This window comes from Neorhizobium galegae bv. orientalis str. HAMBI 540 (assembly GCF_000731315.1).
Classification (GTDB): Bacteria; Pseudomonadota; Alphaproteobacteria; order Rhizobiales; family Rhizobiaceae; genus Neorhizobium; species Neorhizobium galegae.
On record NZ_HG938353.1, the window covers coordinates 4,544,112 to 4,567,253 of the forward strand.

Annotated in this window: 26 protein-coding genes and 1 pseudogene; 12 read left to right on the top strand and 15 right to left on the bottom strand. The window is 60.7% G+C overall.

Annotation, left to right across the window (positions count from 1 at the left end):
- Window position 1: 1 nt before the first annotated feature.
- A complete protein-coding gene (locus RG540_RS21895; protein ID WP_038592445.1) occupies window positions 2–1,108 on the bottom strand; it encodes a TRAP transporter substrate-binding protein in 1,107 nt (368 codons plus the stop codon).
- Window positions 1,109–1,268: 160 nt separating this feature from the next.
- Window positions 1,269–1,856, bottom strand: coding sequence for an SDR family NAD(P)-dependent oxidoreductase (locus RG540_RS21900; protein ID WP_080725002.1), 588 nt, complete (start codon window positions 1,854–1,856; stop codon window positions 1,269–1,271).
- A 35-nt stretch (window positions 1,857–1,891) separates the two neighbouring features.
- Here RG540_RS21900 and RG540_RS33035 point away from each other — a divergent pair.
- Window positions 1,892–2,146, top strand: a pseudogene (locus RG540_RS33035) (helix-turn-helix domain-containing protein); the annotation flags it as partial.
- Window positions 2,147–2,200: 54 nt separating this feature from the next.
- On the opposite strand, the gene RG540_RS21905 reads toward RG540_RS33035, so the two are convergent.
- Entirely contained in the window at window positions 2,201–3,307 is a 1,107-nt protein-coding gene (locus RG540_RS21905) for a TRAP transporter substrate-binding protein (RefSeq protein WP_038548272.1), read from the bottom strand.
- 240 nt (window positions 3,308–3,547) lie between these two features.
- Between RG540_RS21905 and mbfA the strand changes: the two genes are divergently transcribed.
- Window positions 3,548–4,531 (top strand): iron exporter MbfA, encoded by a 984-nt coding sequence (gene mbfA, locus RG540_RS21910; RefSeq protein ID WP_038592448.1) that lies wholly within the window; start codon window positions 3,548–3,550, stop codon window positions 4,529–4,531.
- Window positions 4,532–4,674: 143 nt separating this feature from the next.
- On the opposite strand, the gene RG540_RS21915 is transcribed toward mbfA, so the two are convergent.
- The 3 genes from RG540_RS21915 to RG540_RS21925 all read right to left on the bottom strand — a co-directional run bounded on the left by RG540_RS21915 (window position 4,675) and on the right by RG540_RS21925 (window position 7,944).
- On the bottom strand, window positions 4,675–6,255 hold the full coding sequence (locus RG540_RS21915) for a sensor histidine kinase (protein WP_162182807.1): 1,581 nt from the start codon (window positions 6,253–6,255) through the stop codon (window positions 4,675–4,677).
- A gap of 140 nt (window positions 6,256–6,395) precedes the next feature.
- Window positions 6,396–7,010 (bottom strand): transglutaminase-like cysteine peptidase, encoded by a 615-nt coding sequence (locus RG540_RS21920; RefSeq protein ID WP_038592453.1) that lies wholly within the window; start codon window positions 7,008–7,010, stop codon window positions 6,396–6,398.
- Window positions 7,011–7,140: 130 nt separating this feature from the next.
- Window positions 7,141–7,944 (bottom strand): alpha/beta hydrolase, encoded by an 804-nt coding sequence (locus RG540_RS21925; RefSeq protein WP_038592456.1) that lies wholly within the window; start codon window positions 7,942–7,944, stop codon window positions 7,141–7,143.
- 181 nt (window positions 7,945–8,125) lie between these two features.
- Between RG540_RS21925 and infC the strand changes: the two genes are divergently transcribed.
- The 8 genes from infC (at window position 8,126) to RG540_RS21965 (ending at window position 14,407) form a co-directional block, all read left to right on the top strand.
- Entirely contained in the window at window positions 8,126–8,662 is a 537-nt protein-coding gene (gene infC / locus RG540_RS21930; RefSeq protein WP_038548290.1) for a translation initiation factor IF-3, read from the top strand.
- 198 nt (window positions 8,663–8,860) lie between these two features.
- The gene (rpmI, locus tag RG540_RS21935; protein ID WP_007751830.1) at window positions 8,861–9,064 is read left to right on the top strand and encodes a 50S ribosomal protein L35; all 204 of its coding nucleotides are present in this window, start codon (window positions 8,861–8,863) and stop codon (window positions 9,062–9,064) included.
- A gap of 39 nt (window positions 9,065–9,103) precedes the next feature.
- Window positions 9,104–9,508, top strand: coding sequence for a 50S ribosomal protein L20 (gene rplT / locus RG540_RS21940; RefSeq protein WP_037079680.1), 405 nt, complete (start codon window positions 9,104–9,106; stop codon window positions 9,506–9,508).
- A 155-nt stretch (window positions 9,509–9,663) separates the two neighbouring features.
- Complete coding sequence (pheS, locus tag RG540_RS21945) at window positions 9,664–10,746, top strand: phenylalanine--tRNA ligase subunit alpha (protein WP_038592459.1); 1,083 nt, start codon at window positions 9,664–9,666, stop codon at window positions 10,744–10,746.
- 3 nt (window positions 10,747–10,749) lie between these two features.
- Complete coding sequence (locus tag RG540_RS21950; protein WP_038592462.1) at window positions 10,750–10,992, top strand: DUF4160 domain-containing protein; 243 nt, start codon at window positions 10,750–10,752, stop codon at window positions 10,990–10,992.
- Window positions 10,967–11,242, top strand: coding sequence for a DUF2442 domain-containing protein (locus RG540_RS21955; RefSeq protein ID WP_038592465.1), 276 nt, complete (start codon window positions 10,967–10,969; stop codon window positions 11,240–11,242). Before RG540_RS21950 ends, RG540_RS21955 begins: the two co-directional genes overlap by 26 nt.
- A gap of 43 nt (window positions 11,243–11,285) precedes the next feature.
- Entirely contained in the window at window positions 11,286–13,709 is a 2,424-nt protein-coding gene (gene pheT / locus RG540_RS21960) for a phenylalanine--tRNA ligase subunit beta (protein WP_038592468.1), read from the top strand.
- An 80-nt stretch (window positions 13,710–13,789) separates the two neighbouring features.
- Window positions 13,790–14,407: a hypothetical protein gene (locus tag RG540_RS21965; protein ID WP_038592471.1), complete on the top strand. Its 618-nt coding sequence runs from the start codon at window positions 13,790–13,792 to the stop codon at window positions 14,405–14,407.
- Between the two features lie 15 nt (window positions 14,408–14,422).
- On the opposite strand, the gene RG540_RS21970 is transcribed toward RG540_RS21965, so the two are convergent.
- From RG540_RS21970 to RG540_RS21980, 3 genes are all read right to left on the bottom strand, one after another.
- Window positions 14,423–14,782, bottom strand: coding sequence for a nuclear transport factor 2 family protein (locus tag RG540_RS21970; RefSeq protein ID WP_038592474.1), 360 nt, complete (start codon window positions 14,780–14,782; stop codon window positions 14,423–14,425).
- 76 nt (window positions 14,783–14,858) lie between these two features.
- Window positions 14,859–15,854 carry an aldo/keto reductase gene (locus RG540_RS21975; RefSeq protein WP_038592477.1) on the bottom strand — a complete coding sequence of 332 codons (996 nt, stop codon included), beginning with the start codon at window positions 15,852–15,854 and terminating at the stop codon, window positions 14,859–14,861.
- Between the two features lie 60 nt (window positions 15,855–15,914).
- On the bottom strand, window positions 15,915–16,865 hold the full coding sequence (locus RG540_RS21980; protein ID WP_038592480.1) for an aldo/keto reductase: 951 nt from the start codon (window positions 16,863–16,865) through the stop codon (window positions 15,915–15,917).
- Window positions 16,866–17,056: 191 nt separating this feature from the next.
- Between RG540_RS21980 and RG540_RS21985 the strand changes: the two genes are divergently transcribed.
- Window positions 17,057–18,043 carry a Gfo/Idh/MocA family protein gene (locus tag RG540_RS21985; RefSeq protein ID WP_038592483.1) on the top strand — a complete coding sequence of 329 codons (987 nt, stop codon included), beginning with the start codon at window positions 17,057–17,059 and terminating at the stop codon, window positions 18,041–18,043.
- Here the strand turns inward: RG540_RS21985 and RG540_RS21990 are convergent.
- From RG540_RS21990 to RG540_RS22005, 4 genes are read right to left on the bottom strand one after another with little or no spacing between them, the layout of a single operon-like run.
- Window positions 18,040–18,405 (bottom strand): hypothetical protein, encoded by a 366-nt coding sequence (locus tag RG540_RS21990; protein ID WP_038592486.1) that lies wholly within the window; start codon window positions 18,403–18,405, stop codon window positions 18,040–18,042. The two genes, RG540_RS21985 and RG540_RS21990, sit on opposite strands and share 4 nt — an antisense overlap.
- Window positions 18,406–18,412: 7 nt before the next feature.
- Complete coding sequence (locus RG540_RS21995) at window positions 18,413–18,775, bottom strand: EamA family transporter (protein WP_038592489.1); 363 nt, start codon at window positions 18,773–18,775, stop codon at window positions 18,413–18,415.
- A 9-nt stretch (window positions 18,776–18,784) separates the two neighbouring features.
- Window positions 18,785–19,483 carry a class I SAM-dependent methyltransferase gene (locus RG540_RS22000; protein WP_038592492.1) on the bottom strand — a complete coding sequence of 233 codons (699 nt, stop codon included), beginning with the start codon at window positions 19,481–19,483 and terminating at the stop codon, window positions 18,785–18,787.
- A complete protein-coding gene (locus RG540_RS22005) occupies window positions 19,480–20,487 on the bottom strand; it encodes a glycosyltransferase (protein ID WP_038592495.1) in 1,008 nt (335 codons plus the stop codon). Before RG540_RS22005 ends, RG540_RS22000 begins: the two co-directional genes overlap by 4 nt.
- 137 nt (window positions 20,488–20,624) lie before the next feature.
- On the opposite strand from RG540_RS22005, the gene RG540_RS22010 reads away from it, so the two are divergent.
- The gene (locus RG540_RS22010) at window positions 20,625–22,466 is read left to right on the top strand and encodes a hypothetical protein (RefSeq protein ID WP_244446596.1); all 1,842 of its coding nucleotides are present in this window, start codon (window positions 20,625–20,627) and stop codon (window positions 22,464–22,466) included.
- Between the two features lie 19 nt (window positions 22,467–22,485).
- Here RG540_RS22010 and RG540_RS22015 read toward each other — a convergent pair whose 3' ends face one another.
- Together RG540_RS22015 and RG540_RS22020 are read right to left on the bottom strand one after the other, a co-directional pair.
- Window positions 22,486–22,716 carry a hypothetical protein gene (locus RG540_RS22015; protein ID WP_038592501.1) on the bottom strand — a complete coding sequence of 77 codons (231 nt, stop codon included), beginning with the start codon at window positions 22,714–22,716 and terminating at the stop codon, window positions 22,486–22,488.
- Between the two features lie 137 nt (window positions 22,717–22,853).
- The gene (locus tag RG540_RS22020; RefSeq protein ID WP_157884636.1) at window positions 22,854–23,126 is read right to left on the bottom strand and encodes a hypothetical protein; all 273 of its coding nucleotides are present in this window, start codon (window positions 23,124–23,126) and stop codon (window positions 22,854–22,856) included.
- Between the last annotated feature and the right edge of the window lie 16 nt (window positions 23,127–23,142).

A 23,142-nucleotide genomic window follows, 5' to 3' on the forward strand; every position in this document is an offset into this window, starting at 1 on the left:
GTCAGAGCGTGCCGGCGCGCTGCTGCGTCATCATGTAGGTGTCGTAGGAGTATTCGGCGATCTGGGCCCAGAGGTAGGCATCCTTCTTGAAGGCCTGCTGGCTGTCGTAGATCTTCTTGAAGGCCGGGCTCTTGGCCGAAAGGTCGGCATAGGTCTCCATTGCCGCCTTGAAGCAGACATCCATGATCTCTCGGCTGAAGGCTTTCAGCACTGCGCCTTCGGCAACCAGCTTCTTCAGCGCCGTGGCGTTGTGAGCATCGTAATTGGCGAGCATGCTCATGTTGGCCGCGGCGCAGGCATCGGTGATGATCTGCTGGTAGCTTTTCGGCAGGCCCTTGAACTTTTCGAGATTGAAGAAGGCGTGCATGGCCGGGCCACCTTCCCACCATGCCGGATAATAATAGTACTTGGCGACTTTCACGAAGCCGAGCTTCTGGTCGTCATAGGGGCCGACGAATTCGGTCGCATCGATCGTGCCCTTTTCGAGCGCCGCATAGACGTCGCCGCCGGCGATCTGCTGCGGGGTGACACCGACCTTCTGCATGACCTGGCCTGCAAGGCCTGCAATGCGCATCTTCAGGCCTTTGAGGTCGTCGATCGTGTTGATTTCCTTGCGGAACCAGCCGCCCATCTGGGTGCCGCTATTGCCGGCGGGCAGGGCATAGAGATTGCGCGGCGCCAGGAATTCGTTGATCAGGTCGTTGCCGCCGCCGGCCGTGAACCAGGCATTGGTCATGCGGGCGTTGAGGCCGAAGGGAATGGCGGTACCGAGCGCAAATGCCGGGTCCTGGCCGATGTAATAATAGGAGCAGGTATGGGCCATTTCGACCGTACCGTTGGCAACCGCGTCTGCCGCCTGCAGCGGCGGCACGATTTCGCCGGCCCCGAATGTCTGGATCGTGAACTTGCCGTCAGTGGCGTTCCTGACGCTGTCGGCGATCTGGTTGGCGGCATTGAAGATGATGTCGAGGCTTTTCGGGAAGGAGGATGTCAGTCGCCAGCTGACCCTCGGGCTTTCCTGGGCAATTGCCGGAGCGGCAAGTGCGGTTGCGGCAGCGGCGCCGACCCCGGCGGTGGCGGCCTGCTTGAAGAAATGTCTGCGATCCATGAAATTCTCCTCGAAGCGAAAAGTGCGCGGCCAGTCCGGGCCCTGTCGATTTCGCTCATAATCCTTTCATTTCGGGAACGGCAAGGAAATTCCAAAAAGTCGCACTGTTGCCCGGCCAACATCGAGGCCGACCGGGCAATTGCGCTGACAAAGTTCGCATTCACCAGGGAAGAGTTTGGTCGTCGAAGAAATAGCCGGCCGTCGGGCCGTCTGGACCCAGCGTGGCAAGCCGCACCGGCGCTTCCGCCGCCTGTTCGACGGTGCGATAACCCGAATGGCCGTTCATGTCGGTCTTTGTATAACCCGGATCGGCCGCGTTGACCTTGATGCCGAAGGGCGCCGCCGCCTTGGCAAACGACACGGTAACGGCATTGAGCGCTGTCTTGGACGAATTATAGCCAAGCGCATTGATCTTGTAGAACTGGTTTTGCGGGTCGAGCAGAGCCTGGAGCGAGCCGAGTTCGCTGCTCAGCATGACGACGCGTCCCGCGCCGGATGCCTTGAGCAGGGGCAGCGCCGCCTGAGTCATGCGGATCGGCCCGAACGTATTCACCTCGTAGACGGCTTTTACGACGTCGATCGGCTCATCGAAGGGCTGGTGCGTAAAGCTGTCGGCGACACCGGCATTGTTGACGAGCGCGTCGAGATGGTCGGTCTGCCGGCGGAGTTCCGCAATCGCCGAGGTGACGCTTTCGTTGCTGGTGACGTCGAGTTGCAGGACATGCGCGTCGAGCCCCTGGTCGCGCAGTTTCCGGACGGCGTCCTCACCGCGGCCGACATCGCAGCTTTCACCGCCACTTCAAGGACGTGACTGCCATGAGCCCGATCCAGTACCAGAAGAGCATTCGCCTGCACGAAGCCCGCCGCCGGCTGCTGGCGGAAGCGGGCGATACGGCGCGTGTTGCCTTTTCGGTCGGCTAAGAAAGCGTCACCCAGTTCAGCCGCGAATATTCCCGACAGTTCGGCGCCTCGCCGGCCCGCGATGTCGGGCGCCTGCGCGACCGGATGGCTGGCGATATCGAGCTGGTCGAAGGTTGATAAAAAAAAGCCCGAAGTAATGCTCCGGGCTTTGATGTCACGAACGGACGCTGTTTACAGCGTGCCCTTGCGCTGCTGCACCATCATGAAGGTGTCGTAGCTGTATTCGGCGATCTGGTTCCAGAGATAGCCTTCCTTCTTGAAGGCCTGCTGGCTGTCGTAGATCTTCTTGAAGGCGGCGTTCTTGGCGTTGAGTTCGGCATAGACTTCGAGCGCAGCCTTGTAGCTGGCTTCGAGGATTTCCGGGCTGAACGGCTTCAGGACCGCACCTTCCGAAACAAGCTGACGCAGCGCCTTGGCGTTGCTGGTGTCGTAGCGGGAGAGCATGTTCTGGTTGGCATTGGCGCATGCATCCTTGATCATGCGCTGGTAGCTCTTCGGAAGGGCGTTGAACTTTTCCTTGTTCATGAAGGCGTGGACGGCCGGGCCACCTTCCCACCAGGCCGGATAATAATAGTACTTCGCGACCTTCACGAAACCGAGCTTCTGGTCGTCATAGGGACCGACGAATTCCGTGGCGTCGATCGTGCCTTTTTCGAGCGCCGCATAGACGTCGCCGCCGGCAATCTGCTGCGGCGTGACGCCGAGTTTCTGCATCACCTGGCCCGCGAGGCCGGCAATCCGCATCTTCAGGCCCTTCAGGTCTTCGATCGTGTTGATTTCCTTACGGTACCAACCACCCATCTGGGCACCGGTATTGCCGGCCGGCAGCGCGAAGAGATTGTAGCTGCCCAGGAAGTCGTTGAGCAGCTCGTTACCGCCGCCGACCGAGAACCATGCATTGGTCTGGCGGGCGTTGAGACCGAACGGAACGGCGGTACCGAGCGCAAACGTCGGATCCTTGCCGATATAGTAATAGGCGCAGGTATGCGCCATTTCGACAGTGCCGTTGGAAACGGCATCCGCCGCTTGCAGCGGCGGCACGATTTCGCCGGCGGCAAAGGTGTGGATCGTAAAGTTGCCGTCCGACGCTTCCTTGACGCTTTCGGCGATGTCGGTGGCCGCGGACCAGAGAATGTCGGTATTCTTGGTGAACGACGAGGTCATCCGCCAGGTGATCTTCGGAGATTCCTGGGCAATGGCAGGCGCTGCGAGCGCGGTCGCTGCAGCGGCGCCCACGCCGGCGGTCGCTGCCTGCCGGAAGAAGTTTCTGCGGTTCATGGGATCTATGCCTTCTAAACTTTGGGAGGTGCCCGGATTTTGGCCCGCGCGGAGCAGCTCATAGTCCTTTCATTTCGGGAACGGCAAGAAAAAAATCCAGAAGATTACGCTGCGCCGCAGCAAACCTTTCCGGATATTGCGTGACGCCTTCCCGCTGTCTTTCGATCGCGGGGAGGCAGAAATCCCTTGAAGTTTTCAAGCGGGGCTTTAGTTTAGAACAATTCTAATAAGAGGTTTTTCATGCTCGCCCGTCTTCTTTCCAGTTCCAAGCGCCCATTCGCCTCCCTCGACGAGAAGGAAATCCTGGCGCTCGCCATCGCTTCGGAAGAGGAGGATGCGCGGATCTATCTCGCTTATGCGGACAATCTCAAGGATCAGTTTCCCGCATCTGCCAAGGTGTTCGAAGACATGGCGGAGGTCGAGCAGACCCATAAGAACATGCTGATCGAGATGTTCCGCTCACGCTTCGGCGAGCGCATCCCGCTGATCCGCCGCGAACATGTGCGTGGCTTCTACGAACGCAAACCGGATTGGCTGACCCGCAACCTATCGCTCGACACCATCCGGGAACAGGCGGAAGCCATGGAGCAACAGGCTTTCCGGTTTTATACCGAAGCTGTAAAGCAGGTTTCCGACGCCTCGACGCGGCAGCTGCTCGGCGATCTGGCGATTGCCGAACAGGGGCACGAGGATATCGCCCGCATGCTCGGCGACAAGCACGTGACCGACGACGTGAAGACCGAGGAAGACGAAACCGCCCGCCGCCAGTTCATCCTCACTTATGTGCAACCCGGTCTCGCAGGATTGATGGACGGCTCGGTCTCGACGCTGGCGCCGATCTTTGCAGCGGCCTTTGCGACCGGCGACACTTGGTCGACCTTCCTGATCGGCCTGTCGGCCTCAGTCGGTGCCGGCATTTCCATGGGCTTTACCGAAGCCGCCCACGACGACGGCAAGATTTCCGGACGCGGTTCGCCGATCAAGCGTGGGTTTGCCTCCGGCATCATGACGGCGCTCGGCGGCCTCGGCCACACGCTGCCTTACCTCATCCCGCATTTCTGGACCGCGACGATCGTCGCCGCGATCATCGTCTTCTTCGAACTCTGGGCGATCGCCTTCATCCAGAACCGCTACATGGAAACGCCCTTCCTGAGAGCCGTCGTCCAGGTGGTGTTCGGCGGATCGCTGGTGCTGGCCGCAGGTATCTTGATCGGGAATGGGTGAGAAGCGATCGGGCGGAGCCCGAGCAATCGATCCGGTGAATCGATTGCAGCTTCGAACGCCCTGAGCCCAAAGCGAAGGGCCGGGATCCGGTGCGGCACATTCCCTGAGCTCAAACGCGCGGTCAGGAATCTGCTGAGGAGGCCTCACGCCGCCTGTTGCGGCACCCTGACCCGGGGCACCTCGAGCGAAAACACCGCGCCGCCGTCGTTGTGGGTAGTGAAATGCCCGCCGAGCTGTTTGACGAAATTGGCAATCAGTTTGCTGCCCATGCCGCCGGTCCGATTGAAGGCCTCGATGCCGGGACCGTCGTCGCGGATGACGAGGCTCAGATTGTCGTCGTCTTCGCGGAGTTCGACCGAGAGCTTGCCGCTTTGACGACCGATAAAGGCATATTTGAACGAGTTGGAAACGACCTCGTTGATGATCATCCCAAGTGGCAAAGCCTGTTCGCGATCGACAGTGAGCGTCTGCAGCCTGAGATCGAGCACGACGGGCGTCTCGTAGCCCGAGGCGATGTCGGTGATCAGCTTGGTGGCATAGGGCGCCACCTCGACCTGTTCGAACTGGTCGTTCTGGTAGATTTGCTCGTGCACGGCGATCATCGCCGCGATGCGCCTCGTCATGTCGTCGCGCGCATCGACCGGCAATGCCTGCAGCCGCACGAGCGCCAGCACCGCCTGGAGATTGTTCTTCACCCGGTGATGAATTTCCCGCAGCAGGAAACGGTTGCGCTCCACCGCCTGCTCCAGTTCCTCGTTGCGGACGGCGGTCCGGTAGAGAAGGCGGTTGATCCAGAAGGCGCCGAGGACCAGCAGAGCCATCAACGGCAGCATGACCAGCGTGTCCGAAAAGAGATTGCGCCAGAACTGGTCGAGAATTTCCTCCTGTGCGATTGCCGCAAGGGCGATGAGCGGCCAACCGGAGACCTTCCAGAAGGCGACGATGCGGGCATGACCGTCGATCGGCGAGACCGGACTATGGTAGAAGCCGGAGGGCATTTGACGCGTCATCGGATACCATGCGGTCGTGCTGAGATCGATCGGGCGCGTTGTCGCCGGACGTCGAGCAATCAGCCAGCCGTCGTCCCTGATGATCAGAATCGTGGAGTTCGGCCCAAGCCCCATCGAGGCCCAGAAACCGTCCAGGCTCTCGTTCGGGATGGTAATGCTGGCGACGCCCCGGAAAATCCCGTCCCGGTCGATCCGCCGTGCGACGGTGAAGGATGGTTTGCCGGCACGTTCGTTGTCGAGCAGCCGGGTGAAAGTCAGCTCCTGGCCATCCTTCAGCCTCGCGAAATAGGCGCGTTCGCTTTGATTGTCGGATACATTTCCAATGACATCCCCGCCTGCGCTGGAAAAGCGGATGACGCCGGCATCGTCCAGAAGCGAATACTGAAAACCGGCCGGCAGTTGGCCGACAGCCCGCGACAGGTCGGCCGCAAGATTGGGCGAGGCATCGATGGGCCTGTCGCCCACCTCGGTTTCGATGCGCCGCAGGGCCTGGTCGCTCGCCTCGATCATCCATTCGAGGTGGGCGGCGACCACATGCGCGGACGAAAGGGCGCGAGCTTCGCCTTCCTTCAGGGCATTTCGGTAGTTTTCGAGGACAATAAGGCCGGCGACTGCCAGCAGGACAAGGGCAAACACACCCGTCAGCAGGATCGGGAGGGCAGGCCTCGTTACACGGGCCGCGCGTGGCAAACCTGTTTTCACCTCGTCACGCACAACCCGCTCCGGTTTCAGAGATTCCCTCCTAGCAGGTTGGCTGCATTGAGGAAACGTCTTCCGATATGCCGATACCAAAAACATTCGCCCGCAGCCTCTACGGTTGCAGGCGAATATTAACTTGTACTTAAGTGTGTGACTTATTTCAACGCGCCGACAAGCAGGTCGCGGCCGTTTTCGATGGTGACCCAACGTCCCGTGTTGAACGAGGCTTGACGCTTCAGGAAGGTGTAGGATGTCGCAAACCAGGGCTTCACCTCGTTATCGAGGTTGTCCAGGATGAAGTCGCCATCGGATGTGCGCAACGTAAGCACCGCGTGGCCTTCGCCGTCCGGCTTGCGGACGACGGTCATCAGGAGGTCGGAAAGGGCAAAGCCCTGAGCGGCAAGTTCCTTGCGCTTTTCGAGTGCATAGTCTTCGCAGTCGGCGAAATTCGTCGGATAGCTCCAGACCTCTTCGCGGCCGTAGACTTCCCGGTCGGTCTTGGCGATGTAGCGGGCGTTCACGGCCCGGTTGATCTGACGGACTGTAGCCCAGCCTTTGGCGCTGACTTTGGGGGAAGGAGCGGAACGGCTTTTGATCGAACATTCCGCCGCATATTTCTGGCAGAATTCGTAATGGCCGATCGGCTGGGAGGTGACGGCGCCCGTGACCATGGCGGCCATTGGTCTTGGAGCCGGAACTGCAGCACTCACTGGTACAAGTACGCTAACTAGGATCACGGCGAAACGCCGCGCCTGCAAGGCTATCTTCATGGACCCGTCCCTTCAAATCCTAATGAAAGGTTAAGGGCGTACGGGAGAAAGAGTCAATCGATGACTTTTGTTAACGTGTCACCGTTCGCATTATGGTTAAGGCTGCAACATTTTTGTATCAGCCCAAAATTTAATCATTAAGTATTAGGGCCGAGACTGCGGATCTCAATTTTTCGATATCCTGGGGCCTGGAAAGCCGGTGGTCGCCATCCCGGATCAGCGTCAGCACGACATCGTCGGCCGGCAGGAACTCAACGAGTTTCAGCGCGTGGGCGTAGGGCACGTCCGGGTCCTTCATGCCCTGCAGGATATGGACCGGGCAGCCGGTCTCGATAATCCCTGTCATCACCGAGTTTTTGCGGCCATCCTCGATCAGGTCGCGCGTATAGATATTGGGTTCGGTGCTGTATTCGGAGCGCTCCTCAAAATAGCCGCGTTCGCTAAGCGACTGCCGCTCGACCTCGGTAAGCATTGGTTCGATCAGTTCCGCCGTGAAATCCGGCGCTGGTGCGATCAGGACGATGCCGTCGACCTTCGCGGCCCTCTTCCGCTTCTTCAGTTCCTGCACGAGGCGCAGCGTAATCCAGCCGCCCATCGAGGAGCCGACTAGGATGACGCGTTTCGGCCTGATATCGTCGAGAACGGCGATCGCCTCTTCCAGCCAGCGCGAGATCGTGCCGTCGCGGAAGGCGCCGCCGGACGCCCCGTGGCCGGAATAATCGAAGCGAATGGATGAGAGCCCAAGTTCGCCGGCGAGCGCGTCGAGTTCGACGGCCTTGGTGCCGGTCATGTCCGACCGGTAGCCGCCGAGCCAGACGAAGGCCGGTCCCGACGTCTTCTTGCGCGCGGCCCGATGGATGATCGCGATCCCCCGCGCAAGCGTTCCGGCGCCTACGGTGATCGTTTTGCGGGTGAGGTTGGCTGCGTCGGTCATGGCGAAATCCTGAGGTTTTGCCGCGCTTATAAAACAGATTCTTAGGCATAGGACAGCAGGTGATTTTTTCGCGCGGCTATGCTATTGACTTCGCCGTAGCGATCACGACATTGCCGTCGGCCGCAAGCCGGACGCTGTCAATGTGTCGCTGCGGTCCGAAACAATCTAGGAGAATACGACCATCCGCAGACCATTCAAAACCGATGCCCCTGTTAAGGACGGGCCGCGCTCCAACCGGGAAATTCGCATTCCCAAGGTCCAGCTTATCGATGCCGAAGGCTTGAACCTTGGTATCGTTCCGACCGAGCAGGCTCTCAAGATGGCTGAGGACGCCGGCCTTGATCTCGTTGAGATCTCGCCGAACACCGAGCCGCCAGTGTGCAAGATCCTCGACCTGGGCAAGCTGAAATATGCGAACCAGAAGAAAGCGGCAGAAGCCCGCAAGAAGCAGAAGATCGTCGAAATCAAAGAAATCAAGATGCGGCCCAACATCGACACGCATGACTATGACGTGAAGATGAAGGCGATGAACCGTTTCTTTGAAGAGGGCGACAAGGTCAAGGTGACGCTGAAGTTCCGCGGCCGCGAAATGGCCCACCAGGAACTCGGCATGAAGCTTTTGCTTCAGGTGAAGGACGATACTTTGGAAATTGCCAAGGTGGAAGCTGAGCCGAAGCTCGAAGGCCGCCAGATGATGATGGTGCTGGCGCCGAAATAAGCGCCGCACCGGATGCCTTTTCGACGGACCGGCTGGCTTGGCCGCCGGATTTTCGTCATGTCTTCTTTCCCATTGCGCTTTTGACCGACTGCGGTTATAAGCGCGCGTTCCGAACGGTCCGGCAGGGCATGCCGTGGCTGTTCTAAATGCTTGAAACCAGCATCGTCTGTGGTTTCGATACAAAACTGGAGTAGCAAAATGCCCAAGATGAAGACGAAATCGGCTGCCAAGAAGCGGTTCAAGATCACCGCGACCGGCAAAGTCGTTGCAGCAGCCGCTGGCAAGCGCCACGGCATGATCAAGCGGTCCAACAAGTTCATCCGCGATGCACGCGGAACGATGATCCTTGCCGAACCCGATGGCAAGAAGGTTATCAAGAACTACCTGCCGAACGGTCTCTGAGACCCTCGTCACTTTTGGATCAGTTAAGGAGATCATGACATGGCACGCGTAAAACGGGGCGTCACTTCCCGCGCCAAACACACCAAGACTTTGAAGGCAGCCAAGGGCTTCTACGGCCGCCGCAAGAATACGATCCGGGCCGCCAAGGCTGCCGTCGATCGTTCGCGTCAGTTCGCCACGCGCGACCGTCGCGTCAAGAAGCGCAATTTCCGCGCTCTGTGGATCCAGCGTATCAACGCTGCCGTCCGCGAATCCGGCCTGACCTACGGCCGCTTCATCGACGGTCTCAACAAGGCTGGCATCGAAGTCGACCGCAAGGTCCTCTCCGACATGGCAATCCATGAGCCGGAAGCATTCGGCGCTCTGGTTGCTGCTGCCAAGAAGGCGCTTGATTACCTCAAGGAAGCCGGCACCACCAACGAGTTTGAAAGCGCGGTTCGTTAACCAGCGCTTCCCAAGCTAATTAGCTTTACTGATTTTGGGAAACCCGCGCTGGTTACGGCTGGCGCGGGTTTTTCTTTTGCACTGCGCACGTCATTCCGACAAACAGCCGTCACGACCTCGCAATAGATCTCGCCGAGCATCAAACGGAAGAAACCATGTCCGATCTGGAAAACCTGAAAACTTCGCTTCTGGCGGAAATCGCCGGCACCAGTGACGAGGCGGCGATCGAGGCCGTGCGCGTCGGCGCGCTTGGCAAGAAGGGCTCGGTCTCCGAGCTCCTGAAGACGCTGGGCTCGATGTCGGCGGAAGAGCGCCAGACCCGCGGTGCGGCGATCAACGCGCTGAAGAACGAGATTACCGACGCCATCACCGAGCGGAAGTCGGTGCTGAAGGACGCGGCAATCGAAGCGCGCCTCAAGGCCGAGACGATCGACATCTCGCTGCCGGTGCGCTCTTCGCCGGCCGAACGCGGCCGCATCCATCCGATCAGCCAGATCGTCGACGAAATCACCGCCATCTTCGGCGACATGGGCTTCTCGATCGCCGAAGGTCCGGATGTCGAGACCGACTATTACAATTTCACGGCTCTGAATTTCCCGGAAGGTCATCCGGCCCGCGAGATGCATGACACCTTCTTCTTCCAGCCCGACGAGAATGGCGAGCGCAAGGTCCTGCGCACCCATACCTCGCCGGTGCAGATCCGCACGATGGAAGTGCAGAAGCCGCCGATCCGCATCATCATTCCCGGCAAGACCTATCGCCAGGATAGTGACGCGACCCATTCGCCGATGTTCCATCAAGTCGAAGGCCTTGTCGTCGACCGCAAGTCGCATGTCGGCAACATGCGCTGGATCCTCGAAGAATTCTGCAAGGCCTTCTTCGAGGTCGACAGCGTCACCATGCGCTTTCGCCCGTCCTTCTTCCCGTTCACCGAGCCGAGCTTCGAAGTGGACATCCAGTGCGACCGCTCCGGCCCGATCATCAAGTTCGGCGAGGGCAGCGACTGGATGGAAATCCTCGGCTGCGGCATGGTGCACCCGAATGTGCTGCGCTCCGGCGGACTCGATCCGGACGAATTCCAGGGTTTCGCCTGGGGCATGGGGCTGGACCGCATCGCCATGCTGAAATACGGCATGCCGGACCTGCGCGACTTCTTCAACGCCGACGTCCGCTGGATGAACCACTACGGTTTCCGCCCGCTCGACATGCCGACTTTGTTCGGCGGCCTGAGTCAGTAAAAGATGCCGACCGTTCTTCGCAAATACGGCCTCCGTTTCCATTTCTACGGTTTCGACATGGGAGAGCCGCGGCATATCCATGTTGCAGGACACGGTGGCACTGCGAAGATCTGGTTGGAGCCTATCGAACTGGTCGAGGCGAAGGGCTTTAACGCCGGAGATCTCAAGCGTATTATGGAAGTTGTTACAGATCACCACGGCCAGTTTGTGGAGGCATGGGATGAATTCTCCAAGTCTGTATCCTGAAAATGAACGACCCGTCGAGGCATGGTGCGATCTGCACAATGTGCACGTCCGGCTCGCGGACGGACGTGAAGTGATAACCCCGCTTTGGTGGTATCCGAGCCTTTATGACGCCTCGCCGGCACAGAGGAATAATATCGAGCTCATGCTTGCCGGGGTTCATTGGCCGGATGTCGATGAGGATCTATCCATCCGCGGCATGTTGGCTGGTTGGAAATATCCCAAAGCCAAGGCTCCGGAGAAGGCTGCTTAATCGAGCACGATACTCCTATGATTTTGAGACGAGAACAAAGACAATGAAATTCACACTCTCCTGGCTGAAGGATCATCTGGAAACGGATGCGACCCTCAATGAAATCTGTGACCGCCTGACGGCGATCGGTCTCGAAGTCGAGGATGTCGACGACAAGGCGGCCTATAAGCCGTTCGTCATCGCCAAGGTGCTGTCGGCCGAAAAACATCCGTCCGCCGACCGCCTCAAGGTGCTGATGGTGGATGCCGGCGACGGCAAGCCGGTGCAGGTCGTCTGCGGCGCCCCCAACGCACGCGCCGGCATGATCGGTGCATTCGCGAAACCTGGAACTTACGTTCCGGGTATCGACGTGACGCTGGCAGTCGGCAATATCCGCGGCGTCGAAAGCCACGGCATGATGTGCTCGGAAAAAGAGCTAGACATGTCCGACAATCACGACGGCATCATCGATTTGGCCGAGGACGCGCCGGTCGGTACGCCGTTCGCTTCTTATGCCGGCCTCGACGACCCGGTCATCGAGATCAACCTGACGCCGAACCGCCCGGACTGCACCTCGATCCACGGCATCGCCCGCGATCTGGCCGCGGCTGGCCTCGGCACGCTGAAACCTCATGCGAAGCCGGACTTCAAGACCGAAGGCCAGACCTCCGTCGGTCTCAAGATCATTCTCGACGACGAGCGGCTCTGCCCCGGTTTCGGCCTTCGCCTGGTGCGCGGCGTCAAGAACGGCCCGAGCCCACTCTGGATGCAGCAACGGCTGAAGGCGATCGGCCTTCGCCCGATCAATGCGCTGGTCGACATCACCAACTTCATGACCTTCGACCACGGCCGGCCGATGCACGTCTTCGACGCCGCCAAGGTGAAGGGCGACCTGACGGTGCGCCGCGCGTTGGACGGCGAGACGGTGCTGGCGCTCGATACGCGTGAATACAAGCTGAACCCCAATAACGTCGTTATATCAGACGACAACGGCGTGGAATCGATCGGCGGCATCATGGGCGGCGAACATTCCGGCTGCGACGAGAACACAGTCGACGTGCTGATCGAGTCGGCGCTCTGGGACCCGATCAACATTGCCAAGTCCGGCCGTTCGCTCGGCATCATCACCGATGCCCGCTACCGGTTCGAGCGCGGCGTCGATCCGGAATACATGGTCCTCGGCCTCGACCGCACCACCCAGCTGGTGCTGGAACTCTGCGGCGGCGTCGCCGCGGAAGCGAAAGTCGTCGGTTACAAGGGATATCAGCCGAAGATCGTCGATTTCCCCTATGCGGAAGTGAAACGCCTGACCGGCCTCGAAGTCTCGACCGAGGAGAGCCGCCATATTCTGACGCGACTTGGTTTCGCGGTCGAAGGTTCCGGAGAACGCGTCTCGGTCACCGTGCCCTCCTGGCGTCCTGACGTCGACGGCAAGGCGGACCTCGTCGAAGAAGTCATGCGCATTCATGGCGTCGACCAGATCAAGCCCGAGCCGATCGAGAAACTCTCGAGCGTCAATGCCAAGATCCTGACAACCCTGCAGATCCGCACCCGCACCGCTAAGCGGGCGCTTGCCTCACGTGGCATGCTGGAAGCCGTCACCTGGTCTTTCATTCCGGAAGATCAGGCAAAGCTCTTCGGCGGCGGCGCCGGGGCGCTGAGGCTTGCCAACCCGATCGCAGCCGACATGTCCGACATGCGGCCGTCGCTGCTGCCGGGCCTGCTTTCCGCCGCGCAGCGCAATGCCGACAAGGGCTTTGGTGACGTGGCGATCTTCGAAGTGTCCGGCACTTACGAAAACGACAGGCCGGAAGGCCAGCGCCGCGTTGCCGGCGGCATTCGTCGCGGCACGGCCTCGATCAACGGCACCGGCCGTCTCTGGTCGAACGCTGCCAAGGGCGGCGGCAAGCCGGTCGACGTCTTCGACGCCAAGGCCGATGCGCTGGCGGTGCTCGAAGCCTGCGGCCTGCCGATGGGCAACGTGCAGATCGAGAAGGGCGCACCGGAATGGTATCATCCGGGCCGCTCCGGCACCATCAAGATGGGTCCGAAAGTCGTGCTCGGTTATTTCGGCGAATTCCACCCGAAGACGCTGGGCGCGCTTGATGTCTCGGGCGCTCTCTGCGGCTTCGAAGTCTTCCTCGACGCCATGCCTGAGCCGAAGAAGAAGGCGACGCGTACCAAGCCGCCGCTGGAGCTTTCGCCATTCCAGGCCGTCAAGCGCGACTTCGCTTTCGTGGTTTCGAGTGATGTGGAAGCCGGCGCGATCGTCAAGGCGGCGTCGAGCGCCGACCGGAAACTGATCACCGGCGTCAACGTCTTCGACGTGTTCGAGGGTGCATCGCTTGGCGAGGGTCGGAAGTCGATTGCGGTCGAAGTGCTGATCCAGCCGGCCGAGCGCACGTTGACCGACGAGGATTTCGACGCGTTGACGGCCAAGATCGTCGCCAATGTCGAAAAGACCACCGGCGGAACTTTGCGCGCCTGAAACGGGTGGCCTGAATCACCTCTGAAAGATAGCCTGTCTCACGGATGATGTGGGGCAGGCTTTTTTTGTTGGAGGAACGGATGCGCACACCGGGTTCGATGAAAGGGCTTGAGGAACTCGGCCGGGTGAGGCTATCGAAGAACTTCTTCCTCCGCGATTTCCTGTTTTCGGAGATCGCCAATTTCTACGGCATCCCGAACATCCCGGAAGATCCGGACCTGGCGATCGAGGCTGGCCGGCATCTTTGCGAGGAACTGCTGGAGCCGCTGCAAGCGACGTTCGGGCGGTTGCACCTGCGCTCCGGTTATCGCTGCGCCAAGGTCAACGAGTTCGGCAACAAGAACAATCTCAATTGTTCATCCAACGCCAATACCGCCGCCGACCATATCTGGGATCGGCGCGATGCACAGGGCTTCATGGGTGCCACGGCCTGCGTCGTCTTTCCCTGGCTGATCGACAACTATAACGACGACGGCGATTGGCAGAAGATGGTTTGGTGGATCCACGACCATCTGCCTTACTCGTCGATCATGGTCTTTCCGAAACTCTGGGCGATGAACATCCAGTGGCACGAAAGGCCCATCCGTCGCATCCGCAGCTTCGCCGAGCCGCGCGGGGTTCTCACCAAGATCGGCATGCCCAACAACGAAGGCGATCATTCCGAGCACTACATCGGGTTCCCGGCGCTTAAACGGTAAGCGATGGGGGACCGTTCAGGAATGCAGGTGATAGAGCTTGTTGACGATCACCCAGCGGCCGTCGATCTTCAGAAGCGAGAGATAATCCGAGAACCGCATGCCGGCGAACTGATCGACGACCTTCACCGTCGCGGCGTCGCCGGTAACGTCGAGCGCCTCGATCTGGATCAGCGGCTGCGTGCCGGCCGGAGCGGGACCTTCCGAGGTGACCGCTCCGATGAACTCGTCGAGCGACAGCCATTCGACCGCGCCATCGTAATTGCCGATGATGCAGGCCTTCGGATGAAATGCCTTCCGAAGCGCCGCTTCATGCGCAAACGTCATTCCGTCCACATAGAGATGGATCACCGCCTGAACGGCCTGCTCCTCGGACATCGATCTTCTCCCGTGTTAGCGCCAGCATACTAACACGGAAAGATGGAAGCCCGAGCTTGCGTTAGCAAGGGCAAACTTAACGGTTCGTCCAGGCCATAGCCTGCGCGGCGTAGCGGGTACCGGAGAATTTTTCCGGCGCCAGCAGATCGCCGAGCGTCTTCAACTCGTCCGGAGAGAGCGAGATTTCCGTCGCGGCAACGTTCTGTTCCAGATGCGGAATTTTTCTGGCACCGGGGATCGGCACGATGAAGTCGCCCTGGGCGAGAACCCAGGCCAGCGACAGCTGCGCGGCGGTAACGCCCTTCTGGGCGGCCATGTCTTCCAGCGTCTTCACCAGGGCCGCATTGGCGGCCATGTTCTCGGCGCTGAAGCGCGGTAGCGTATTGCGGAAGTCGTCCGGGCCGAAATCCTCCGGCTTCTGGATCTTGCCTGTGAGGAAACCGCGCCCGAGCGGGCTGAACGGCACGAAACCGATATTCAGCTCGCGGCAGGTATCGAGGATTTCGCCTTCCGGCTCGCGGGTCCAGAGCGAATATTCGCTCTGCAGCGCCGTGATAGGGTGGACCGCATGGGCGCGGCGGATGGCGGCGGCACCGGCTTCGGAAAGCCCGAGCGCACGCACCTTGCCTTCCTTGATGAGGTCTGCCATCGCACCGACGGTATCCTCGATCGGCACATTCGGGTCGACGCGGTGCTGGTAGAAAAGGTCGATCACCTCGATGCCGAGGCGTTTCAGCGAGGCTTCCGCCACTTCGCGCACGTGTTCCGGCCGGCTGTCGAGGCCGGACATTGCCCGGGCGTCGGAGGCATTCGGGTCGATCCTGAAGCCGAATTTGGTGGCGATGACGACCTTGTCGCGGAAAGGCTTCAGGCCCTTGCCGAGCAGTTCTTCGTTCTTGAAGGGGCCGTAGACTTCGGCGGTATCGAAGAAATTGACGCCGAGATCGACGGCGCGGTGCAGCGTCCCGATTGCTTCCTGTTCGTCCTGGCCGCCGTAACCGTGGCTCATGCCCATGCAGCCCAGTCCGACGGCGGAAACGGTCAGTTCTTTTCCAAGCTTCCTCATTTTCATGAGAGCCTCCTTTTTTAATCGCAGAAACTGACGGGCGTCTCGTGGCGCCCGTTGGATTGATCAGGCACCGGCCTCGTTGAGCAGCTTCATCTGGTCGGCCGAGAGGGTCAGGTTGCCGGCGGCGATGATCGCGTCGAGCTGGCTGACGCTGGTGGCGCTGGCGATCGGCGCGGTGACGCCGCGGGTCTGGATCAGCCAGGCGAGCGCGATCGAGGCGGGCTCGGCATTGGTCTCGACCGAGATCTCGTCGAGAGCTGCAAGGATGCGCAGGCCCTTGTCGTTGAGATAACCGAGCGCCCTGCCGCCGCGTGCCTTGCCTTCGGTATCGGCCTTGTCGCGGTATTTGCCGGTCAGGAAGCCGGAGGCGAGGCCGTAATAGTTGATGACGCCGATCTCTTGGCTGACGCAGAGATCCGCAAGCGGCCCTTCGAACGTGTCGCGGTCATAGAGATTATATTGTGGCTGCAGCACGTCGTAGCGCGGCAGGCCAGCCTTCTTGGCGGCGTCGAAACTATCCTGCAGCATTTGGGCGTCGAGGTTGGAGCAGCCGATCGCGCGGATCTTGCCCTGTTCCTTCAGCTTGGCGAAGGCGCCGAGCGTTTCCTCGTAAGGTACGGCTTCGTCCGGCCAGTGAGCGAGGTAGAGGTCGATATAGTCGCTCTGCAGTCGGCGCAGGGAGTTTTCGACCTCTTCGAGGATCCACTTGGCGGACAAGTCCTTCCTGCTCTGGCCCATGTCGGAGCCCACCTTTGTGACGATGACCGCCTTGTCGCGGGAAATGCCGCCGCTCTTCAGCCATTTGCCGATGATCGCCTCGGACTCGCCGCCGACATGGCCGGGCACCCAGCGATTGTAGCTGTCGGCCGTATCGATCGTGTTGAAGCCGGCATCGAAGAACCGGTCGAGGATGTCGAACGACGTCCTTTCGTCGGCGGTCCAGCCGAACACGTTGCCGCCGAGAACGACGGGGGAAATGGAAAGGCCGGTTCGGCCGAGTGCGCGCAGCTCCATGATATTCCTCCAAAATTTTTTAAGTGAGTGGTTGAGCTTGGGAAAGGAGCCTGAGATTAGCCGATGTTCCGCCGCCGACCAGCCCCTATTTTGGGCGGACGATCACTTTTTCAAGCGCCGCATCCGGTGTGCCGTTGCGCTGTTCCCGGCAGGCCAATAAGGTGCGGCAACAATGCCATAGGGAGGCTCACATGCTGCGTTTCGGAATCCTGTCCACTGCCAGGATCGGTCATGAACAGGTGGTGCCGGCGATCCAGGATGCGGAGAACTGCGTCGTTACCGCCTTTGCCAGCCGCGATCTCGCCAAGGCGCGGGCGCTCGCCGACCGTTTCGGCGCCCCGCATGCCTTCGGTTCCTACGAAGAGATGCTGGCCTCCGACGTCATCGACGCCGTTTATATTCCGCTGCCTTCCAGCCAGCATGTCGAATGGTCGATCAAGGCCGCCGAAGCCGGCAAGCATGTGCTGTCCGAAAAGCCGATCGCGATCAAGGCGAGCGAGATCGAGGACCTGATCAAGGTGCGCGACCGCACCGGCAAGCTGATCTGCGAAGCGTTCATGGTTACTTACGCACCGGTCTGGCTGAAGGTGCGCGAACTGCTGAGCCAAAAGGCGATCGGCGAACTGAAGCATGTCCAGGGATCGTTCAGCTATTTCAACCGCGATCCGTCCAACATGCGCAATATCCCGGAACTCGGCGGCGGAGCCCTGCCGGATATCGGCGTCTACCCAACGATCACCACACGTTTCGTGACCGGCCAGGAACCGCAGCGGATACAGGCGCGGGTGGAACGCGATCCCGGTTTCGGCACGGATATCTATTCCAGCGTCAAGGCGGATTTCGGTTCGTTCGAAATGACCTTCTATATCGCCACCCAGATGGCCGCCCGCCAGCTGATGGTCTTCCACGGCACCGAGGGCTACATCGAGGTCAAGTCGCCGTTCAATGCCGGCCGCTGGGGGGCCGAGGAAGTCGAGCTCACCAATCAAAACCACGCGGTGTCGCAGATATTCCGCTTCCCGGACAGCCGGCAATACAAGCGCCAGGCGGAGGCCTTCGCGAAGGCAACCAAGGGCGAGCCGGTCGAAGTCGTGACGCTCGAGAATTCGCTGAAGAACCAGAAGTTCATCGATGCCATCTACCGTGCCGGCGGCCACGACGGCTGGGAAAAGGTCTAGTTCCGCCAGCGGCGGATGCGGTACAGCCCGAAGCCGCCGAAGATGAGCGCGCAGGCCCAGGCGAAGCCGAAATGCACGAGCGGCTGCACATGCGGCGCGCGTGACGCCAGCGCTACGAAAATCCCGTAGTTCAGCACAAGGCCGATCGTGACGAGCGGCCAGAAACCTGGCTGGCGCACGTGATCCGAAGCCGCGGGCATTATTCTGTGCAGGGCCAGTGCGGCAACGAGGCCGCCGCTCAGCGACATTAGGCGGTCTACAAGCGTGCCGGCCTCGGTCTCGGTGGCCAGGATCTTTAGCAGCAGCGCATCGACGATGATCAGCAGCGCGAGGAGAATGGCAAACCGGGCGCGGCTGGTCATCGCGCGGTCAGCCGTTGATCGCCAGCAGGCCGGCAAAGATCAGCACGGTCCCAAGCGCATATCGAAACGTCAGCGGTTCGCCGAAGAAAAGCTGCGCCAGCAGCGGCACGAAGCAGAACGTCAGCCCCATGAACGAATAGGCGAGCGTCAGCGGTACGGACTTGAGCACGTAAATCCAGACGATCGTGCCGAAACCGTAAAGCGCCAATGCTGCGATCAGCACCGGGTTGGCGGCGAGCGCCGCGAGCCCGCGCAACGAAAAGTCACCGGCGGTGGAGCTGGTCATCTTGAAGAGAACCTGCCCCATAGCGATCAGCAGCGGCGTTCCGAGAAGCCCGAGCCAGGTGATGGGGGAAAGCGAGGCGAACATCGAATATCCTCAGCCCGGCCGGTCTTCGCTGTAAAAGATATCGCGGCCGATATCTTCGCAGACATAGACCTCCGGCACCGGATGGGCCGCACGCAGGAAGGAATGCGTGTAGGCGAAGAAGTTGAAATGCGGATTGAACGTGTAGCGGGATTCCCGTTCGCGGGGCACGACGATGATCAGCCGCTTTCTGGCGATCCGCCTGAGTTCCGCAATCGCTTCCCTGTATTCCAGCACATGCTCGATCACATGGGTGCAGACTACGGTATCGAACTCGCCATCGGCAAACGGCAGATCCTCGATCTTGGCGGCGACGTATTCGACACCTTCGATCGCGGCCGCATCCTCGACGACGAAATCGACGCCGACCAGACGCGTGAGTTCGGGATGGGCGGCGCGGATATAGGTGAGCAGCGCACCGGTGCCGCAGCCGACGTCGCAGACGCTGGTTCCGACGATCATGGAATTGATACGCCGGATGCAGGCCGCCGAATTGTCCGTACCTTCATGGACGCGCGGATGGTTGCGGTAGAGGTCCGCATATTCCTCAGCCGTCAGGAACGGCGCCCGTTCGCGGAAGCTGGCGAGATGGCTGATATGGTCGCCCCAGACGCGTTTGGCGAGCCACAGGAACATCGACGAATCCCTGAGGATCGGCGGCAGCAGATCCTCGATGACAAAGCGGATGCGGTTTGTGGTTTCCCGGTTCATGCGGCTTTGGTCCTGCGCCGCTCGGGCTTGGCGGGCCGGGCCGGAACCTGCACAGGGTCGGTGGCATGGACGCTGGCCGGCAGGCTCATGTAGTGGATACGAAGCTGCTCGGCGCGGGCGCGGGAGACGGAATCGAGGATCAGCCCGGCGGTGAAAATCAGCAAGGAAACCAGCATCAGCACCAGCGAAAACACCCAGGTGGGCATGCGCTCGACGAGGCCGGTCTGGAAATAGGCGACCAGCACCGGCGCCATGAAGATCAGGCTCGCCGCCATGAAGGCGCCGCTGATCAGGCCGAAAAAGGCAAACGGCCGCGTTTCCTTCATCAGCATGGCAAACATCCAGAGGATCTTGACGCCGTCCTTGAAGGTCGAGAGCTTGGAATGCGAGCCTTCGGGCCGCCTCCCATAATCAAGTTCGATCTCGCAGACCGGCAGCTTCAGCAGCGAGGCATGCACCGACATTTCGGTCTCAATCTCGAATCCGCCGGAGACGGCAGGAAAGCTCTTCACGAACCGGCGCGAGAAGGCTCGGTAACCGGAGAAGATATCGGTGAAGTCGGGAGCGAACATCGTCCGGTAGAGGAAGTTGAACAGCCGGTTGCCGGCCGCATGACCCTGCCGCCCCGCATCCGCATGCACTCCGCGCCGTGTGCCGACCACCATGTCGGCGCGCTCGGTCAAAAGCGTGCGGACCAGTTCCTCCGCATCCTGCGGCGTATAGGTGCCGTCCCCGTCGGCCATGATGTAGATATCTGCCTCGATGTCGGCGAACATCCGGCGCACCACATGGCCCTTGCCCTGCCGACGCTCGCGCATGACGAGGGCGCCCGCGAGCATCGCCTGGAGTGCGGTGCCGTCCGTGGAATTGTTGTCGTAGACATAGATCCGGGCACCGGGAAGCGCCTCGCGGAAACCGCGCACCACGCCGGCAATGGTCATCGCCTCGTTATAACAGGGCAGCAGGATCGCGATGTCGAAATGGCCGGTCAGGGCGTCGGTCATGTTTTTCACTCGATACACGGAAAACCGAACGCGGGAGTCTCCCGTGCCGCAGGCTTTACTATTTCTTGGGAAGGTTAAGGCTAGGTTTCCTCAACCCTCGAAACAGGCGAAAAGTCCGCACCAAGATGACGGAAAACATGGCAGACAGATCCCTATCTAGGGCGGCAGGCCAGCCCGCTGTGCCGCTACTGTCGCGGCTTCTGCCGGCGGTGGTACTTTATGCGGCCGTTGCCGCGGCGATAGCTCTCGCGTTTTTTCTCTCGGACGCCAAGGATTACGTCGGAGCCGACAATGATGACGTCATGCGGCTCGTCGAGATCAGGGATTTTCTCGGTGGCCAGAACTGGTTCGACCTGACCCAGTACCGGCTCGGTCTTGAGGACGGCACGCTGATGCATTGGTCGCGGTTGATCGACCTGCCGATCGCGCTGCTGATCCGGCTGTCTTCGCTCTTCCTCACTCCGGGCAAGGCCGAAGCCGTCGTCGTCACGATCTGGCCTCTGCTTCTGGTGCCGCTTCTTCTCCTGCCGCTTGGTCTGGCTGCCCGCAGACTGGCCGGCGTTGCGACCATGCATATCGCGCTCGGCCTTGGGGCGCTGTTCGTCCTCGGCTGCGTCCGCTTCAAGCCCGGTTCCATCGATCATCACAACGTCCAGCTTACGATCGTCATGTGGATCGCCGCGATGCTGGTCGATCCGCAGAAGCGAGCATCGAGCTATATCGTCGCGGCCATCGCCTGCGCGCTGGCATTGGCGATCGGCGTCGAAACGACACCTTTTGTTGCTGTCGTCTGCGTGTGCGTCGCGCTTCAGTGGGTTTGGCATGGCCCGGCATTTTCCCGGCCGGCCCGTTTCTTCGGCCTGTCGCTGGCGCTGTCCGTCTCGGCGGCCTTTTTCCTGACGATCCCGCCGCGCGCCTATGCGGTCGTCACCTGCGATAACTTTTCGCTCGGCTTCAATGCCCTTTCCGCACTGGGAGGAGCTGCGCTCTTTCTCCTCGCAAGCCTGCCGAAACAGCGCAGTCGGCCTTTCCGTGTCGCCTTGGCCGGCGTTACCGGCGGGGTGCTGCTGCTGACGGCCCGCATCATCGCGCCGCAATGCCTCGGCGATCCGCTCGGCACGCTCGATCCGCTATTGGTCGAGCTATGGCTGAACGGCGTCACGGAAGCACGCTCGGTCTTCGCCGAAGCCCAGACCGAGCCGGAAATGGTCGGTGGATTCTACGCCGTCGGGCTCTTTGCGATCGTCGTCTGCCTTGTCCGCAGCCTGAAGCGCGAGGAGACGGAACTCCATCTCGTGCTGCTGGCGCTGATCGGGGCGTCATGGGGGATCGCGCTGCTGCAGGTGCGGGGCGCTTTCTTTTCCAACATGCTGGCCATCCTACCGTTGTCGCTGCTGATCACCGATCTGCGGCGCGCCTCCGCGGCCGATCCCGAGAACCCCAGCACCGCCTTTGCCTATATCAGCGCCGTGCTGATGTCGGTGCCGATTGTCTGGGCCTTGGGCGGCCTCCTTGCGGTCAATGGCTGGAAACAAGCGGCCGACATGCGGGCGCTCTCCGGGGCCGGCATTTCCGGCGGCGAAGTCGGCGAGTGCGGTGATCCGGCGGACATGGCCGCATTGAACACCTTGCCCACGGGCGTCATCGCCGCGCCCTCCAACAGCGGCGCGGATATTCTACGCTGGACCCCTCACAGGGCCCTGTCGGCACCTTATCATCGTAACCAGAAAGGCATGCTGACCGAACTCTACATAGGTCTCGCCCAGCCAGGCGAAGCAAAGGCCTTTCTGAGAGGTGCCGGCGTGACGGCGCTCGCCTTCTGCAAGACCGACCCGCAAACGGATGGCCTGATCAGGCGCAAGCCGGACGGACTCTATGCCAGCCTCGCCCGCGGCCAGGTGCCCGATTATCTCCAGCCGTTTGGACAACCGAGCAAAAGTGGCTTTCGCCTCTACAAGGTGCTGCCGGACAAGAATTGATTGCGAGGATGAAATGCCCTCACGCCACGCGGCGGGTCTGCAGCGCGAAAAGACCGGTGAGGAACGCGATCAGTCCCGCATTGTAGCCGAGAATGGCGATCAGAAGATTGAAATAGGACGCCGGGCCGGGCGAAATGGCGGTCGCAAGCGCGAATGTCGCGGTGATCATGACAGCGATTAAAGCGATCGAGAATGCGGACCGCATCATGCCGACGCAGATGCCTATCGATGCAGCGGTCAGGAAAAGCACTCGGATATCTCCTCATCTGCCTCAAGGGAACGAGCGTATTAGCAACGTGCTAATAAATGCTTTCGTTCCAATGCGTGGCGGGCGTTAGGGCCCGCGACGACTTTGATACGATCTGATTCGGTGCGGTTAAGCCATGTTCAGTGGCTCTGGCATTCGCCAGAAGCGTCGCGATCCACAAGATATGGCGCCAGCGAGCGTGGCAGTTCTCCTCGCCAGATGAGCCGGACATGGTAGCCCGAGACCGGGCAGGTGAGGGCGACGACCTCGCCTTCGAATTCGGCCGTTTCGCCTGTCGGCTTGCGGATGATGCCGTCACCGGAGACGGTATCGAACGCAATGCCGATCTCGCCGAGCACGGACATGGCCTGCCGCCTGTCCTCGAAGCGGAGCAGCAAAGGTTTAGGCTGCATCGCCACCCGCCATTTC